The 14,424-nt window shown below is 69.5% G+C and carries 14 protein-coding genes; 4 read left to right on the top strand and 10 right to left on the bottom strand.

The window, feature by feature from the left end:
* Positions 1–11: 11 nt before the first annotated feature.
* The 3 genes from N8I71_RS12265 to N8I71_RS12255 form a co-directional block, all read right to left on the bottom strand.
* Positions 12–608 carry an HNH endonuclease gene (locus N8I71_RS12265; protein WP_262878276.1) on the bottom strand — a complete coding sequence of 199 codons (597 nt, stop codon included), beginning with the start codon at positions 606–608 and terminating at the stop codon, positions 12–14.
* Positions 609–982: 374 nt separating this feature from the next.
* Complete coding sequence (locus N8I71_RS12260; RefSeq protein WP_262878275.1) at positions 983–1,648, bottom strand: alpha/beta hydrolase; 666 nt, start codon at positions 1,646–1,648, stop codon at positions 983–985.
* A complete protein-coding gene (locus tag N8I71_RS12255; RefSeq protein ID WP_406676095.1) occupies positions 1,645–2,283 on the bottom strand; it encodes a DNA-3-methyladenine glycosylase family protein in 639 nt (212 codons plus the stop codon). Before N8I71_RS12255 ends, N8I71_RS12260 begins: the two co-directional genes overlap by 4 nt.
* Positions 2,284–2,405: 122 nt before the next feature.
* Between N8I71_RS12255 and N8I71_RS12250 the strand changes: the two genes are divergently transcribed.
* Positions 2,406–3,647, top strand: coding sequence for an MFS transporter (locus N8I71_RS12250; RefSeq protein WP_262878273.1), 1,242 nt, complete (start codon positions 2,406–2,408; stop codon positions 3,645–3,647).
* A gap of 49 nt (positions 3,648–3,696) precedes the next feature.
* Here N8I71_RS12250 and N8I71_RS12245 read toward each other — a convergent pair whose 3' ends face one another.
* From N8I71_RS12245 to cysS, 4 genes are all read right to left on the bottom strand, one after another.
* On the bottom strand, positions 3,697–4,467 hold the full coding sequence (locus tag N8I71_RS12245; RefSeq protein ID WP_262878272.1) for a squalene/phytoene synthase family protein: 771 nt from the start codon (positions 4,465–4,467) through the stop codon (positions 3,697–3,699).
* Positions 4,464–4,937, bottom strand: a complete 474-nt coding sequence (locus tag N8I71_RS12240) for a hypothetical protein (protein ID WP_262878271.1) — start codon at positions 4,935–4,937, stop codon at positions 4,464–4,466. Before N8I71_RS12240 ends, N8I71_RS12245 begins: the two co-directional genes overlap by 4 nt.
* A complete protein-coding gene (cimA, locus tag N8I71_RS12235; RefSeq protein WP_262878270.1) occupies positions 4,934–6,556 on the bottom strand; it encodes a citramalate synthase in 1,623 nt (540 codons plus the stop codon). Before cimA ends, N8I71_RS12240 begins: the two co-directional genes overlap by 4 nt.
* A gap of 172 nt (positions 6,557–6,728) precedes the next feature.
* Entirely contained in the window at positions 6,729–8,213 is a 1,485-nt protein-coding gene (gene cysS, locus N8I71_RS12230) for a cysteine--tRNA ligase (RefSeq protein WP_262878269.1), read from the bottom strand.
* A gap of 176 nt (positions 8,214–8,389) precedes the next feature.
* Between cysS and N8I71_RS12225 the strand changes: the two genes are divergently transcribed.
* Both N8I71_RS12225 and N8I71_RS12220 read left to right on the top strand, forming a co-directional pair.
* Positions 8,390–8,746 carry an MmcQ/YjbR family DNA-binding protein gene (locus tag N8I71_RS12225; protein ID WP_262878268.1) on the top strand — a complete coding sequence of 119 codons (357 nt, stop codon included), beginning with the start codon at positions 8,390–8,392 and terminating at the stop codon, positions 8,744–8,746.
* A 70-nt stretch (positions 8,747–8,816) separates the two neighbouring features.
* Entirely contained in the window at positions 8,817–10,004 is a 1,188-nt protein-coding gene (locus N8I71_RS12220) for a pyridoxal phosphate-dependent aminotransferase (RefSeq protein WP_262878267.1), read from the top strand.
* A 61-nt stretch (positions 10,005–10,065) separates the two neighbouring features.
* On the opposite strand, the gene N8I71_RS12215 is transcribed toward N8I71_RS12220, so the two are convergent.
* The 3 genes from N8I71_RS12215 to edd all read right to left on the bottom strand — a co-directional run bounded on the left by N8I71_RS12215 (position 10,066) and on the right by edd (position 13,452).
* The gene (locus N8I71_RS12215; protein ID WP_262878266.1) at positions 10,066–10,674 is read right to left on the bottom strand and encodes an outer membrane protein; all 609 of its coding nucleotides are present in this window, start codon (positions 10,672–10,674) and stop codon (positions 10,066–10,068) included.
* A gap of 197 nt (positions 10,675–10,871) precedes the next feature.
* Positions 10,872–11,510, bottom strand: a complete 639-nt coding sequence (gene eda, locus N8I71_RS12210) for a bifunctional 4-hydroxy-2-oxoglutarate aldolase/2-dehydro-3-deoxy-phosphogluconate aldolase (protein WP_262878265.1) — start codon at positions 11,508–11,510, stop codon at positions 10,872–10,874.
* A 136-nt stretch (positions 11,511–11,646) separates the two neighbouring features.
* Positions 11,647–13,452, bottom strand: a complete 1,806-nt coding sequence (gene edd, locus N8I71_RS12205) for a phosphogluconate dehydratase (RefSeq protein ID WP_262878264.1) — start codon at positions 13,450–13,452, stop codon at positions 11,647–11,649.
* 146 nt (positions 13,453–13,598) lie between these two features.
* Between edd and N8I71_RS12200 the strand changes: the two genes are divergently transcribed.
* A complete protein-coding gene (locus tag N8I71_RS12200) occupies positions 13,599–14,414 on the top strand; it encodes an AraC family transcriptional regulator (RefSeq protein ID WP_262878263.1) in 816 nt (271 codons plus the stop codon).
* The last annotated feature ends 10 nt before the right edge of the window (positions 14,415–14,424 follow it).

Here is a 14,424-nt window from a genome sequence, read left to right as displayed (position 1 = left end):
GGCCCGCGCGCTCACGCGTCCAGTTCGGCATCCCAGTAGAGGAAATCGAGCCAGCTTTCGTGCAGGTGGTTTGGCGGAAACTTGCGTCCCATGTTGCGCAGCTCTTCCGCGCCCGGCTGACGAGGCGGCTTGCGCAGCGAAAGACCCGACTGCCGCAGGCTGCGCGCGCCTTTCCTGAGGTTGCAGGTCGAGCAGGCGGCCACGACGTTCTCCCAGCTCGTCACCCCGCCGCGCGCCCGGGGCACCACATGGTCGAACGTCAGGTCACCCTTCGCGCCGCAGTACTGGCACGAGAACTCGTCGCGCAGGAACAGGTTGAAGCGGGTGAAGGCCACGCGTTTCTGCGGCTTGATGTAGTCCTTCAGCACCACGACCGAGGGGATGCGGATCTCGGTCGAGGGGCTGCGAACGACCTCGTCGTATTCCGCCACGATCTGCACCCGGTCGAGCCAGACCGCCTTGACCGCCTCCTGCCAGGGCCAGAGCGACAGGGGATAATAGCTGAGCGGCCGGTAATCGGCGTTCAGAACCAGTGCCGGGTGGGTCTTGAGGGCACCCGGTTCACGCACGAAACTCGTTCGGAATTCGATCTCGCCAGCGGCCTGCATGAGTGACTCCGTCCCCGCTCTGTCTGCCTCGGTCGGCACCAGAGCGGGAGCCACCCGCTCCTGCCTGACTGACACTATATCTAGGCTTTCACTTCCGGCAAGCCTTACCAGATACTGTGCCACCTTGCCCCATGCTGTACCCTTCGAGTCTCACAGTTTCGTGACGTTATCCACAGGTGGGCCGGGATCTGTGCGGCGTAGTGCGGACGCGCGGGACCGCGCCACGCGCGCGGCATCCCAGAGCGCCTCATGCCGCGTCGCGCGACGATGCAAGGCAGGGCCAAGCCCGCGCCTTCGGCGGTCGGCCACGCCAGCTGATCAAAGGCGATCGGATTGCCGCCGTGGGATCGGGTCTGCGCGCGCGCCGGGAGACCTCAGCCCATCCCCAGCTTGTCGCGCATGAAGGCGAGCGCCACGGAGAGCCCGTCGGGCGCGATCCCGTGGGCGGTGCCCTTCATGATATGGGCATAGACCTCGTCCCAGCCCGCCTTCTGCAGCGCCTCGGCGGCCTGCGGCAGGCTCTGGACCGGCACCACGTCGTCCTGATCGCCGTGGATCAGAAGGACCGGCGGGCGCACGACGACCTCGTCGGCCAGCGATTCCGGCGCCATGAGGCGGCCCGAGAAGCCGACGACACCGGCCACGGGCTGGGCCCGGCGCGGGGCGACGTGGAGGCTCATCATGGTGCCCTGGCTGAAACCCACCAGAACCGTCCTGGCCGCCGCAATCCCCTCCTCGGCCATGACCGTGTCGAGAAAGGCGTTGAGATCGTCGACCGCGCGCGCCATCCCCGCCTGCGCCTGTTCCTCGGAGGAGCCGTCGATCCAGGGGATCGGGAACCACTGGTACCCCATCGGGTTCATCCCGCAGCGCTCCGGCGCGTTCGGCGCCACGAAGACCGTTCCGGGCATGTGCGGCGCGAGCGGATCGGCGAGGCCCAGAAGGTCGTTGCCGTCGGCGCCATAGCCATGCAGGAAGATCACGAGGTTCTCCGCCGCACCGTCGGACGCGCGGCGCCCGTATTCCAGAACCCTTGTCACAAGACACCCTCCCGGCCGCTGTCCCAGCGGTAGTAGACCCAGAGCGCGCGGGCGGCAACCGCGCGGACCGGGCGCCACGCCTCGGCCATGGCGCGCAGGTCCCGCTCCGAGGGCCGCGCCTCGAGGCCGAAAAGCCGCCGCGCCGCCTCCTGCAGGGCGAGGTCGCCGGCCGCGAAGGCATCGGCATGACCCAGCGCGAACTTCGCGTAGATCTCGGCCGTCCAGCGCCCGATCCCCGGAACCTCCGTCAGGACCGCCACGACCTCCTCGGTTCCCGCGTCGCGCAAGGCCCGCCAGTCGATCCCGGCCGCCGCAAGCGCCCGGAGATAGCGCAGCTTCGGGCGGCTGAGACCGCAGCCGCGCAAGGCCTCGTCGGACGCCCCGGCCACCGCCGCCTCGCTCATCAGCCCCGCCGCCTCGAGCCGTCCCCTGATCGCCGCCGCGCTGGCCGTCGAGACCTGCTGCCCCACGATGGCCGAGACCAGCGCCGGAAACCCGTCGGGAATGCGGCGCATCGGCAGCGGACCCGCCGCGACCACGGGCGCAAAGCGCGGATCGAGCGCGACAAGATGCCGTGCGCCCTCGGCCAGATCGCTCTGCGTCGCAATGATCCCGACCACGCCTCGCCCCTTCATCTTTCCCCAAATACGCAAGGCCGGGGAGCGCGAGGGGTGGCAAACCCCTCGCTCCCGACCGCGACCAGGTGCGGCGGCGCTTCCACTGGAATGCGCCCGCGCGTTCCTGTAGCGCTCGTGGAATGAGCGACGCCAGCCTTTCCCAAACCCCCGAGGACACGAGCGACGACCGCCGCGCCCGGCGCAACGTCGCGGTCCTCGTCGCGGCGCAGGCGATTCTCGGCGCCCAGATGCCGATGATCTTCGTGGTGGCCGGGCTGGCGGGCCTCATGATCGCCCCCTCGCCCGCGCTTGCCACGATCCCGATATCGCTGATCGTGTTCGGATCGATGATGACCGCGCCGTGGCTGTCGGCCCTGATGCAGCGCTTCGGACGCCGCGCGGGGTTCTTCGCGGGCGCGCTCGGCGGCGGGATCGGCGGGGCGGTCTCGGCCTATGGTCTGTGGGTCGACAGTTTCGCGCTGTTCCTGGTCGGCTCCTTCTTCACCGGCATCTACATGTCGGCACAGGGTTTCTACCGCTTCGCCGCCGCCGACACCGCGTCCGAGACATTCCGGCCCAAGGCGATCTCCTATGTCATGGCGGGCGGGCTTCTGTCCGCGCTGATCGGTCCGCAACTGGTGAAGGTCACGACCGATGCCACGGTGGTGCCCTTCGTCGGGACCTACCTGGTCGCGGTCCTCATCAACACGCTCGGCGCCGCCCTCTTCCTTGCGCTCGACCTGCCCAAGCCCCTGCCGCCCGCCGCCGACGCGCCCACCGGACGCACCCGGCGCGAGCTTCTGCGCGATCCGAAGATCGTGGTGGCGATCATCTGCGGCATGGTCTCCTACGCGCTGATGAACCTGATGATGACCTCGACGCCGCTGGCCATGGTCGGCTGCGGGTTCTCGACGGGCACGGCGGCCGACGTGGTCTCGGCCCATGTCATCGCCATGTTCGCGCCCTCCTTCGTGACCGGACACCTGATCGCGCGATTCGGGGCGATGCGGATCGTCGGCATCGGCCTTTTCCTGCTGGCGCTCGCGGGCGGCATGGCGCTGACGGGGGTTGAGCTGTACCAGTTCTTCGGCGCGCTCGTGCTCCTCGGCATCGGCTGGAATTTCGGCTTCATCGGCGCGACGGCGATGCTGACCGAGGCCCATTCGATCGAGGAACGGGGGACGGTGCAGGGGATGAACGACTTCTTCGTTTTCGGCTGCGTGACCATCGCCTCGCTCGCATCGGGCATCCTGATGAACCTGGGCGAGGACGTGGTTTCGGGCTGGAACTCGGTCAACATCGCAATGGTGCCGTTCCTTGCGCTGGCCGGCGCGGCGCTGATCTGGCTGGCGCTCCGCCCGCGCGACGAGGTCTACCCCTGAGGTCCGGGCTTGCCGGCAAGTCCGGGGCGCAAGAGCAGGCTTTCCCGGCTCACCACCTCCACGTGAGCGCGACGGCGGCAAGCCGCCAGCTCTGACCGAAGGCCCCGAGCCCCAGAGCGCCCGCCGCGACGCGCCCCGGTTCGGAACGCGCCTGGCGCAGGATCGCCTCCGCCTGCCATCCGTGAAAGAGCGCGGGGGCGGCCCGCCTCGGCACGCTTCCCCGCGCCGCCCGCGCCTCGGCAAGCCGGCCGAGCCCCCGCGCCGCAAGCGCCACGACGCCTTCCGGCCTGCCATCGAGCAGCGGCACCCGCCCCCGCGCCTCCAGCTCCGGCACGGCGCGCAGGAAAGACGCGAGCGCCGCCGCCCAGGCCGCGCCGCGCACAGCGGTCTCCGCCCCGTCGGGCGCGCCGAGCGCCCGCGCCGCGGCCCAGGCGAGATTGCCGCCCGTCGCGTCGAGATAGGCGTCGAAATGAGCCTCGTCCTCGAACGCATCGCGGTAGATGTCCCAGCGCCGCGCGGCGACCAGCGCATCGAGAAGGGCCGCGTCGCCGGGCTGCACGACCGCCGCCAGCGGCGCCGCCACCTCGTGCGCCCGGGGCGGCGCGCCCTGCCCGATCTCCTCGGCCACGTCGCGCCAGAACTGCAGGCGCATCTCCGCGATCATCGGCTCCTCGGTCACCCAGGGTGCGCGCGTCACCTCGACGTTGAACGCGTAGAGCGGCAGAAGCACGGCGCGCGCCTCGACAGGTGCCGCCATGGCCGCGCGGAACCGCTCGGGATCGCCGCGCGCGACAAGCTCGGCGCAGGCCTGAAGGGTCATGACAGCCGCTCGCAGGCCTCGCCCAGCCGCGCGACGGGGCCGCGTGCGTCCGGCTCGGTCGCCCCGTCGGTCCCGGCCGCGTCGAGGAGCGCCGTCGCCGCCCGCGACAGGGCGTTGCCGGTGCAGGTCGTCTGCCGGTAGATCACGCTTCCGTCGTCGAAGACCACGCGCACGGCCATCAGGGGCAGGTCCCCGCAGGGCGAAGGCTCGACCTCGGGCAGGACCCGCATCGTGTTCTCCGCCAACCGCCAGAGCCGTGGCAGCGCCGGTTCCCCGAACATGCCGAGCGAAAGCGTGGCCGCGCCTGCCTCCCCGTCCGAGGCGAGCACCGCCCAGCTTCCGTCCGCCGCGTGGAAGGCCGCCGTCACTGCACCGGCCGGATCACCCCGCTCGGCGCAGATCGAGACGACCTCGCGACTGTCGCAGGCGGCGAGGACCAGCGGCACGGCCAGGATCGCGAGCCCCCTCACGAGGCTGGCGCCCCGTCGCGCACCAGTTTCCACTCGATCGCATCGAGCAGCGCCTCGAAACTCGCATCGACGATGTTGGCCGAAACCCCGACCGTGGCCCAGCGCCGGCCCTGGCTGTCCTCGCTGTCGATGACGACGCGGGTCACGGCCTCGGTGCCGCCTTGCGTGATCCGCACCTTGAAGTCCACGAGGCGGATGTCGTCGATGTATTTCTGGTAGGGACCGAGGTCCTTGGCGAGCGCCTTCGCAAGCGCGTTCACGGGGCCCCGGTCGCTGCCCTGCGCGTCCATGGATTCGGAGACCGACAGCATCTTGTCGGCGCCGATCTTCACCACTACGACGGCCTCCGACAGGCTGACCATCCGGTTTTCCTTGTTCTTCCGACGCTCGACCGTGACGCGGTAGCGCTTCACCTCGAAGAAACGCGGCATGATGCCGAGCGCCCGGCGCGCCAGCAGCTCGAAACTCGCCTGCGCGGTATCGTAGGAATAGCCCTCGTCCTCGCGCGCCTTGATCGTCGTCAGGATCTCGGCCAGCGCCGGGTCGCGATCGTCGACCTCGATCCCGGCCTCGGCGAGACGTCGGCGCAGGTTGGACTGCCCGGCCTGGTTCGACATCGGGATGACGCGGGCGTTTCCGACGGTCCCGGGTTCGATATGCTCGTAGGTCGCCGGGTTCTTGACGATGGCCGAGGCATGGAGCCCCGCCTTGTGCGCGAAGGCCGAGGCGCCGACATAGGGCGCCTGCCGCATGGGCACGCGGTTGAGGATGTCGTCGAGCATCCGGGAGGTGCGCGTCAGGCCCGAGAGCGCCTCGGCGGTGATGCCGGTCTCATAGCGGCTCGCCCATGGCTCCTTCAGGAGGAGCGTGGGGATCAGCGAGGTGAGGTTCGCGTTGCCGCAGCGCTCGCCGAGGCCGTTCAGCGTTCCCTGAACCTGCCGCGCGCCGGCCTCCACCGCGGCGAGGCTGCCCGCGACCGCCGTCTCGGTGTCGTTGTGGCAGTGGATGCCGAGCCGGTCGCCGGGAACACCCGCCTCGATGACGTCGGCCACGATCCGCCCGATCTCGCCCGGCAGGGTGCCGCCGTTGGTGTCGCACAGCACGATCCACCGCGCGCCCGCGTCTAATGCGGCCCGGCAGCAGGCCAGCGCGTATCCGGGGTTGGCCTTGTAGCCGTCGAAGAAATGCTCGGCGTCGAACAGCGCCTCGCGCCCCTCGGCGACGACATGGGCGATGGAGGCGGAGATGTTGGCGAGGTTCTCCTCGAGCGTGATGCCGAGCGCCTCGGTCACGTGGAAGTCATGGGTCTTGCCGACGAGGCAGACGGCAGGCGTGCGCGCGTTGAGGACGCCCGCCAGCACCTCGTCGTTCTGGGCGGAGCGGCCCGCGCGCTTGGTCATGCCGAAGGCGGTCATCGTGGCGCGCGTCTTCGGCGCCGCCTCGAAGAAGGCGCTGTCGGTCGGGTTCGCGCCGGGCCAGCCGCCCTCGATGTAGTCGATCCCGAGCGCATCGAGCGCCTCGGCGATCCGCACCTTCTCAGGGGTCGAGAACTGGACGCCCTGGGTCTGCTGCCCGTCGCGCAGCGTGGTGTCGTAGAGGGTGAGGCGGTCGCGGGTCATGGGCGGACCCCGACCGGAATCAAGCCGAAGGCGCCGGTCGAGCGCCTGCCCGTAGCGCACGACGTCGAAGCATGACGGGGCGTGTCGCTTGCGGCACGGCCAGCCCCCGACCGCCCCCCCGGGCGGGGGCTTCTCCCCCGCCCGCGGCCGGGGGCAGGCCTCTGTTCCGCGCTCATCGGATGGCCTCGAGTTTGGCGGGGTCGAAGTTGGGGCCGGGCACCAGCTCCACGTGGTCTTTCGACATGCGGACTTCGACACCTGCGGCGACCAACGCGGCTTTTAACGCGTCTACGGTGCTGAAATCCTTACTTCTAATTGCCTGGTTGCGCTCGCGCGTTAGCTTGGCGGAAAGCAATGCTATCTGTTTTTCCTCCTTACCGTCGAGCGCATGTGACATGATTGCAGCAAGCGCATCTCGATTGTCTCCGGAAACAATGGCCGTTGCGTGCTCCCGTAAATCGAACCCAAGAAGTAGCTGGGAAGCATATAGGCGTGCGACCCAGGCCTTCAGGCCATCTTCGAAGTCATCTGGTTCTGGCTTGGTGCTCCTCACCAGTGTCAAAGCAAGGTGAGTGTTGAGGTCATCCGCCAAGGCACCAACGACCTCTGTGAACGGTTCGGAAGGTTGCAGATCCCGCAGCACTTCAGCCCCGGCCCGGCCGAGCATCGACGCCATCTTCCTTAGAGAGTCTGCTGCGTCGAAAGCCTTGCGGCGCGTCCAGTCCATCGGCTTGGAATAATGCGTCGACAGGAACACGAAGCGGATCACCTCGCCCGGGATGCCCTGGTCCAGCAATTCCCGCACGGTGAAGAAGTTGCCGAGCGACTTCGACATCTTCTTGCCCTCGACCTGCAGCATCTCGTTGTGCATCCAGATCGAGGCGAAATGACCTTCGGGATGCGCGCAGCACGACTGCGCGATCTCGTTCTCGTGGTGCGGGAACTGCAGGTCGATGCCGCCCCCGTGGATATCGAAGCTCTCGCCGAGCAGCGCCCGGCTCATGGCCGAGCACTCGATGTGCCAGCCCGGGCGCCCGCGCCCCCAGGGACTGTCCCAGCCCGGCTGATCGTCGCTCGACGGCTTCCACAGGACGAAATCCATCGGGTCCCGCTTGTAGGGCGCGACCTCCACCCGGGCGCCGGCGATCATGTCGTCGACCGACCGGCCCGAGAGGCGCCCGTAGTCGGGATAGCTCTTCACGTCGAACAGGACATGCCCCTCGGCCTCGTAGGCATGGCCGCGAGAGATCAGCGCCTCGATCATCTCGACCATCTGGGGGATGTAGTCGGTCGCGTGCGGCTCCTTGAAGTTCGGGTCGCCCGAGTAGTCGACGCCGAGCGCCGCCATGTCCTCGTGGAACCAGTCGGTCGTGGTCCGCGTCAGCTCGTCGATGCCGATGCCCCGCTCCGCCGCGCGGTCGATGATCTTGTCCTCGACGTCGGTGATGTTTCGCACGTAGGTGACGTGCCCCTCGCCGTAGACATGCCTGAGCAGCCGGTAGAGCACGTCGAACACCACAACGGGCCGGGCATTGCCGAGATGCGCGCGGTCGTAGACCGTGGGGCCGCAGACATACATGCGCACGTTTTTGGGATCGATCGGCTCCAGCCGCTCGACCTTCCGCGTCATAGAATTGCGCAGCCTGATCTCGACCATTCTCGGACCCTCTCCGGCGCGCCGGTTGCACGCGGGGCGGGACTAGCAGGTTGCCACGACGAAGGGAACCGCGAGGACGCCACCGCCGCGCCGCCCGGCCGGACGGGGTTGCGATTCGCGCCGGGATGATTTGTATTCTGCTGCATACAAGCGCGTAACGACCGCAAACCGATCCCATGCACCAGGCCTTTGCAGACCGCATATGCCGCAGTCTCGCCAATGCGATGCGAGAACAGCCCTTCGGCCCCGATACGGTCGTCTGGACGGTATCGGGTCACATGTTCGCGGCCTACACGACCCATGGCCACGGGCTGAGCCTGCGGATGGACGCCTTCGCGGCCTACCGCCTCGTCGACCAGGGCCGCGCCACCGCGCCGCCGGAACTGAGCGGCGAAGGCTGGGTCCTTCTCCCCTGGGAGACCCCGCCGGAGGAACTGCGCATCCATATCGAGGCGTCCTATCTCCTCGTGCGGTCCGACGGCAACGGAACCTTCGCGGAATACGCCCCGGCGGAGGGCGACGAGGCGGAGTGATCGCCCCGACTTGCGGTGGGCGAGCGGCCATGGTCTGAGGGGAGGACGCCCCGAGACCGCGAGACAGTCCATGCCCGACCGATCCAAACGCATCCGCGCGCTCCTCGGCGGCGAGGACGATGCATGGGACATCTTCTACCGGGCGCGGGCGATGAAGGCCGCGGGCGAACCGGTGCTGGAGCTGACCATCGGCGAGCACGATACCGGGACGGACCCCGCGATCCTCGACGCGATGCACCGCGCGGCGCTCGACGGGCATACGGGATACGCCTCGGTTCCCGGCATCGCGGCCCTGCGCGACCGGATCGCGGCACGGATGTCGGAGGCGTCGGGCGTGCCCCTGTCGCGGGACAATATCCTCGTGACGCCGGGCGGCCAGGCGGGTCTTTTCGCGGCGCATCACGCGGCCCTCGACGAGGGCGACGCGGGCCTGATGATCGACCCCTACTACGCCACCTACCCCGGCACGATCCGCGCGGTCGGCGCGCGGCCCGTGGCGGTCGCCGCGCGTCCCGAGGACGGGTTCCAGCCACGCGGCGCCGACATTGCCGCGGCCGCCCGCGAGACCGGCGCGCGAAGCCTCCTGATCAACTCGCCGAACAATCCCACGGGCGCGGTCTATTCGGCCGACACCCTCGACGATATCGCCGGGGCGGCGGAAGCCTGCGATCTCTGGGTCATCTCGGACGAGGTCTACGAATCCCAGGTCTGGAATGGAAGGCACCTGCCCTTCGCGGCCCGCCCCGGCATGGCGGCGCGCACGCTGACCGTTGGGTCGATGTCCAAGAGCCATGCAATGACGGGCTCTCGCCTGGGTTGGGTGGCGGGACCGGCCGACGTGGTCGCCGACATGATCCAGTTGGCCACCCACACGACCTACGGCGTGCCCGGCTACATCCAGGAAGCCGCGCTTTTCGCGCTTGGCCTCGGGCCCGAGGCCGAACGCATCGTGGCCGCGCCCTTCCTGCGCCGCCGCGACCTCGTGCTGGCGCGCATCGGGGCGCAGAACCTTCTGCGCGCGGTGCCACCCGAGGGCGCGATGTACGTGATGATCGACGTGCGCGGCACGGGCCTGTCGGGCGTGGACTTCGCCGGGGCACTCTTGGAGGAAACGCGTGTCGCCGTGATGCCGGGCGAAAGCTTCGGCAAGGCCGCCGCGGGCCATGTGCGCGTGGCGCTCACCCTGCCGGACGACGCCTTCGCCGAGGCATTGGACCGCCTCTTCACCTTTGCCGAGGCCCGCGCCGCGGCGGCGTGAGCGGGATTGCATCCGGCCCGGGCGGGGGAAGAAGGGCCCGGGCCGGAGCGCCGCGTCGCGTTCAGAAGCGAAGCGCGGCGTTGATGCCGAAGGTCATCGCATCGACATCGAGACCGGTCGTGTTGTCGAAATCCCGGAACTCGTGCTGCAGAAGCTCGGCACCAACCGTGACCCGGTCGGTCAGGGCGTAATCCATGCCGATACCGTAGAAGTAGCCGGTCCCGTCGAGCGTGTTGGCCCCGGCGTCGACCGTCGCGTATGCCGCGCCGACAGTGCCGTAGATGAGGGCCGGGCCGGCGTCGAAGCCTGCCTCGATGCCCGCACGGGCGACGGAGTCGAGCGTCCCGCCGACCCCGGGCAGGTCGATGTCAGCGAGGTTGAGGTCGATCTCGCCGCCAATCACGTAGGAGCCGAAGTCGTAGCGATAGCCGGCGAAGAAGCCGCCGAGCGCGCCCGTGCCATTGTCGGTCGCCACGCCGGAGACGTCCACGTCGCCGTATTCCAGCTGGCCACCGGCGTAGAAGCCGGTCCAGTCGGCCGACGGCATCGGTGCGGGCGCGACCGGGATCACGGCAGGGGCCGGCGCGGGTTCGGCGACGCCGCCTGCCAGCGCCGGGAAGGCGCCCATCGCCAAGAGGGCAGCCAGGGCGGCGGTCGTTTTCTGTTTCATCACTTGTTGTCCTTTCGATTGCTCGATGGACGAATGCCTTGTGTCGGCATCCGCCCTGCAATCCCCAGATGAGGGTGGACCTGCGCCGGCGCCAATCACGCCTGTGTGTTGAGCGGCGCGGCGCCCAATGGCGGGAAGCCGCTCGGCAAGGGATGGCCGGTGGCGGCCCGCGGGCGGATTTGACGCGGCGCCTGGCCTCAGCGCAGGGCGGCCGCCTCGCGGGCGAGCGCCTCGACCGCGGCCCAGTCGCCTGCGGCGACCCGGTCCGCCGGTGCGACCCAGGAGCCGCCGGCGCAGATCACGTTCGGCAGCGCCAGGTAGTCGGGCGCGTTCCGGGTCGAGACGCCGCCGGTCGGGCAGAAGGCGATCTGCGGCAAGGGACCGGCCAGCGACTTCAGGTAGGGCACGCCGCCGGCGGCCTCGGCCGGAAAGAACTTCAGCATGTCGTAGCCGAGCTCGAGAAGCCGCATCGCCTCGGAGGCCGTGGCCGCGCCGGGCAGGAGCGGCAGGCCCTCGGCGGCGCAGGCCTCGATCAGCGCGTCGGTGGCGCCGGGGGAGACGCCGAACTGCGCGCCCGCCTCCTTCGCGGCACGCACGTCCTCCCGGGTCAGGAGCGTGCCCGCCCCCACGACACCGCCCGGAACGGCGGCCATCGCGGCGATCGCCTCGAGGGCCGCAGGCGTGCGCAGCGTGACCTCCAGTGCCGGGAGGCCACCGGCGACGAGCGCCTCGGCGAGCGGACGCGCATGGGCCGCCTCCTCGACGACAAGCACGGGGATGATGGGCGCGAGACCGGCGATATCACGGGCGATGCGGGACTGATGCTGCGGCGTCATGGGCGGCGCGTCTCCTTGCGAGCGGGACTGCACGCGGCGCACCGGCCCCGGAAGGGCAAGGACGCCACGAGCGCCTCCGGCGGGCGTATTTGGGGAAAGATGAAGGGGCTGGCCGAGGCCCGGTTCGGACACCTCATCATACGACGACGCCCGCGCCCTCGGTCGCGGGGCCCGCGTTGAGGCGGAAGACCTCGAAGAGCTCCCGGCCAACGCCCCAGGCGTTGCCGGAGAGGTCCGGAACGGCGGCGACCCGGTCCGCGACCCCTTCGGTCAGGACCGAAAGCGCGCCCGCGCCCGCGTCGACCCGGATCACGTCGCCATCCCTCAGCTTGCCGATCAGCCCCCCGTCGAGCGCCTCGGGCGCGACGTGGATGGCGGAGGGCACCTTGCCGGAGGCACCGGACATGCGCCCGTCGGTGACGAGCGCGACCTTGTGACCGCGATCCTGCAGAACGGCGAGGACCGGGGTCAGCGCGTGCAGTTCGGGCATGCCGTTGGCCTTCGGCCCCTGGAAGCGGACGACGACCACCACGTCGCGGTTCAGATCGCCGCGCTGGAACGCGGCCTTGACCGAGGCCTGGTCCTCGAAGATCGCGGCGGGCGCCTCGATCACGTGGCGCTCGGGCGCGACGGCGGAGACCTTCATGACGCCCCGGCCGAGATTGCCCGAGAGTTCCACGAGACCGCCCGTGGACTGGAACGGATCGGAGGCGGGGCGCAGGATCCTGTCGTTGAGCGTCTGCCCTGCCCCGTCCTCCCAGGTCAGAACGCCGTCCTTCAACTTGGGCTCGCGCGCGTAGAGGGCGAGGCCCGTGCCCGCGACGGTCTGGGTATCGGGGTGCAGCAGGCCCGCGTCGAGAAGCTCGCCGATCATGTAGCCGAGCCCGCCCGCGGCGTGGAAATGGTTCACGTCGGCCAGCCCGTTGGGGTAGACCCGCGCCATGAGCGGCGTCGAGGCGGAGATGTCCGCGAAATCCGCGCAGTCGAGGATCACGCCCGCGGCCCGCGCCATGGCGACGAGGTGGATGACAAGGTTCGTGGACCCGCCGGTGGCCATCAGCCCCACGATCCCGTTCACGAAGGCCTTCTCGTCGAGGATGTCGCAGACCGGGCGGAAGTCGTTGCCGAGCGCCGTGATCGCGGCGGCGCGTTCGGTCGCGGCATCCGTCAGCGCATCGCGGAGCGGGGTGCCGGGGTTCACAAAGGAGGCGCCGGGCAGGTGCAGGCCCATGAACTCCATCAGCATCTGGTTCGAATTCGCCGTCCCGTAGAAGGTGCAGGTCCCGGGGCCGTGGTAGGAGGCCATCTCGGCCTCCATCAGCTTGTCGCGGCCCACTTCGCCCGCGGCGAACTGCTGGCGCACCCTGGACTTCTCGTCGTTCGGCAGGCCCGAAACCATGGGACCGGCGGGCACGAAGAGGCCGGGAAGGTAGCCGAAGGTGGCCGCCGCGATGATGAGGCCCGGCACGATCTTGTCGCAGACCCCGAGATAGAGGGCGGCGTCGAAGGTGTTGTGGGAAAGCGAGACACCGGTGGCGAGCGCGATCACGTCACGGGAGAAGAGGCTGAGCTCCATCCCGGTCTGGCCTTGCGTGACGCCGTCGCACATGGCCGGCACGCCGCCCGCGACCTGGGCCGTGGCCCCCACCCTTCGCGCGGCTTCCTTGATGCGGTCGGGGTAGTCCTTGAACGGCTGATGCGCGCTCAGCATGTCGTTGTAGGCGGTGACGATGCCGATATTCGGGCTGCGGGCGGAGACGAGCGCGTCCTTGTCGCCGCCCATCGCGGCATAGGCATGGGCCTGGTTGCCGCAGGACAGATGCGCGCGTCGCGGTCCCTCTTCGGCGAGCCGGCGCATCCGGTCGAGATAGGTCGACCTCGTGTCGCGAGAGCGGTCGATGATACGGTCGGTGACGGCGGCGATGCGGGCGTCGAGCGGCATCCGGTCTCTCCCTCCGGTTCGAGTCATCGGGGATTTAGCATGTTAGCGCTAACAGGTCCAGTTTGCATTCCGACCGACAAAGTCACGTGCGATCAAGCGGCGGCTCGCGCGGCGCGGCAGAACGGCGGCCAGCATCGGAGAGACCCATGGCCCTGCTCGACAGGCTGATCTGGCAGATCGAAACGAACCTGGACAAGCCGCTGACGCTCATGGTGCTGGCGGACCGCTGCGCGGTGAACGTGCACCACATGTGCCGCGCGTTCCAGCTGGCGACCGGATTGTCGATCATGGCCTATGTCCGCGCCCGCCGCCTGAGCGAGGCGGCGCGGGTCATCGCCGGGGGCGAGGCCGACCTCCTTCAGGTCGCGCTCGGCGCCGGCTACGGGTCTCACGAGGCCTTCACGCGGGCCTTCACCGCCTACACGGGCACTCTGCCCTCGGTGGTGAAACAGGCCCGGGACCTGTCCAACCTGACCCTGATGGAGCCATTCGAGATGAAGAAGGACATGATCATCGACGTCGCCCGCCCCGAGATCCGCGAACGCGGGGCGTTCCGCGTCGCCGGCTACGGCCTGACCTGCCGGAACCACGACATCAGTGGCATTCCCGGCCTGTGGAGCCGGTTCAACGCCTGGGAGGCCGAGAACGAGCGCGCCACTGCCGCCTACGGCGTCAGCTTCGACCACGCGGACGGGAGCGATTTCCGCTATCTCGCCGGGATGGAAATGGCTCATGTGCCCGAAGGAATGGAGGCCGTGGATATCCCCGCCCGCCACTATGCCGTGTTCACCCATGACGGCAGCATCGGCGACCTGCCCCGAACGATCTACACGATCTGGAACAAGGCACTGCCGGACGCGGATCTCGCCCCCGCGACCGCGCCGGAATTCGAGCGCTACGACCACCGCTTCGATCCGGTGAACGGGCGCGGCAAGGTCGAGATCTGGATCCCGCTCGCCTGAATTGGCAGGA

Source organism: Roseicyclus sediminis (genome assembly GCF_025515305.1).
Taxonomy (GTDB): domain Bacteria; phylum Pseudomonadota; class Alphaproteobacteria; order Rhodobacterales; family Rhodobacteraceae; genus Roseibacterium; species Roseibacterium sediminis.
Note: the sequence above shows the minus strand (reverse complement) of the source record. Positions and strands in the feature narration are given on the sequence as shown.

Coding starts and splice junctions, on each gene's coding strand:
- N8I71_RS12265 (WP_262878276.1), bottom strand. CDS start 608: ATGCAGGCCGCTGGCGAGATCGAATTCCGAACGAGTTTCGTGCGTGAA.
- N8I71_RS12255 (WP_406676095.1), bottom strand. CDS start 2,283: ATGAAGGGGCGAGGCGTGGTCGGGATCATTGCGACGCAGAGCGATCTG.
- N8I71_RS12250 (WP_262878273.1), top strand. CDS start 2,406: ATGAGCGACGCCAGCCTTTCCCAAACCCCCGAGGACACGAGCGACGAC.
- N8I71_RS12245 (WP_262878272.1), bottom strand. CDS start 4,467: ATGACCCTTCAGGCCTGCGCCGAGCTTGTCGCGCGCGGCGATCCCGAG.
- cimA (WP_262878270.1), bottom strand. CDS start 6,556: ATGACCCGCGACCGCCTCACCCTCTACGACACCACGCTGCGCGACGGG.
- cysS (WP_262878269.1), bottom strand. CDS start 8,213: ATGGTCGAGATCAGGCTGCGCAATTCTATGACGCGGAAGGTCGAGCGG.
- N8I71_RS12225 (WP_262878268.1), top strand. CDS start 8,390: ATGCACCAGGCCTTTGCAGACCGCATATGCCGCAGTCTCGCCAATGCG.
- N8I71_RS12220 (WP_262878267.1), top strand. CDS start 8,817: ATGCCCGACCGATCCAAACGCATCCGCGCGCTCCTCGGCGGCGAGGAC.
- N8I71_RS12215 (WP_262878266.1), bottom strand. CDS start 10,674: ATGAAACAGAAAACGACCGCCGCCCTGGCTGCCCTCTTGGCGATGGGC.
- eda (WP_262878265.1), bottom strand. CDS start 11,510: ATGACGCCGCAGCATCAGTCCCGCATCGCCCGTGATATCGCCGGTCTC.
- edd (WP_262878264.1), bottom strand. CDS start 13,452: ATGCCGCTCGACGCCCGCATCGCCGCCGTCACCGACCGTATCATCGAC.
- N8I71_RS12200 (WP_262878263.1), top strand. CDS start 13,599: ATGGCCCTGCTCGACAGGCTGATCTGGCAGATCGAAACGAACCTGGAC.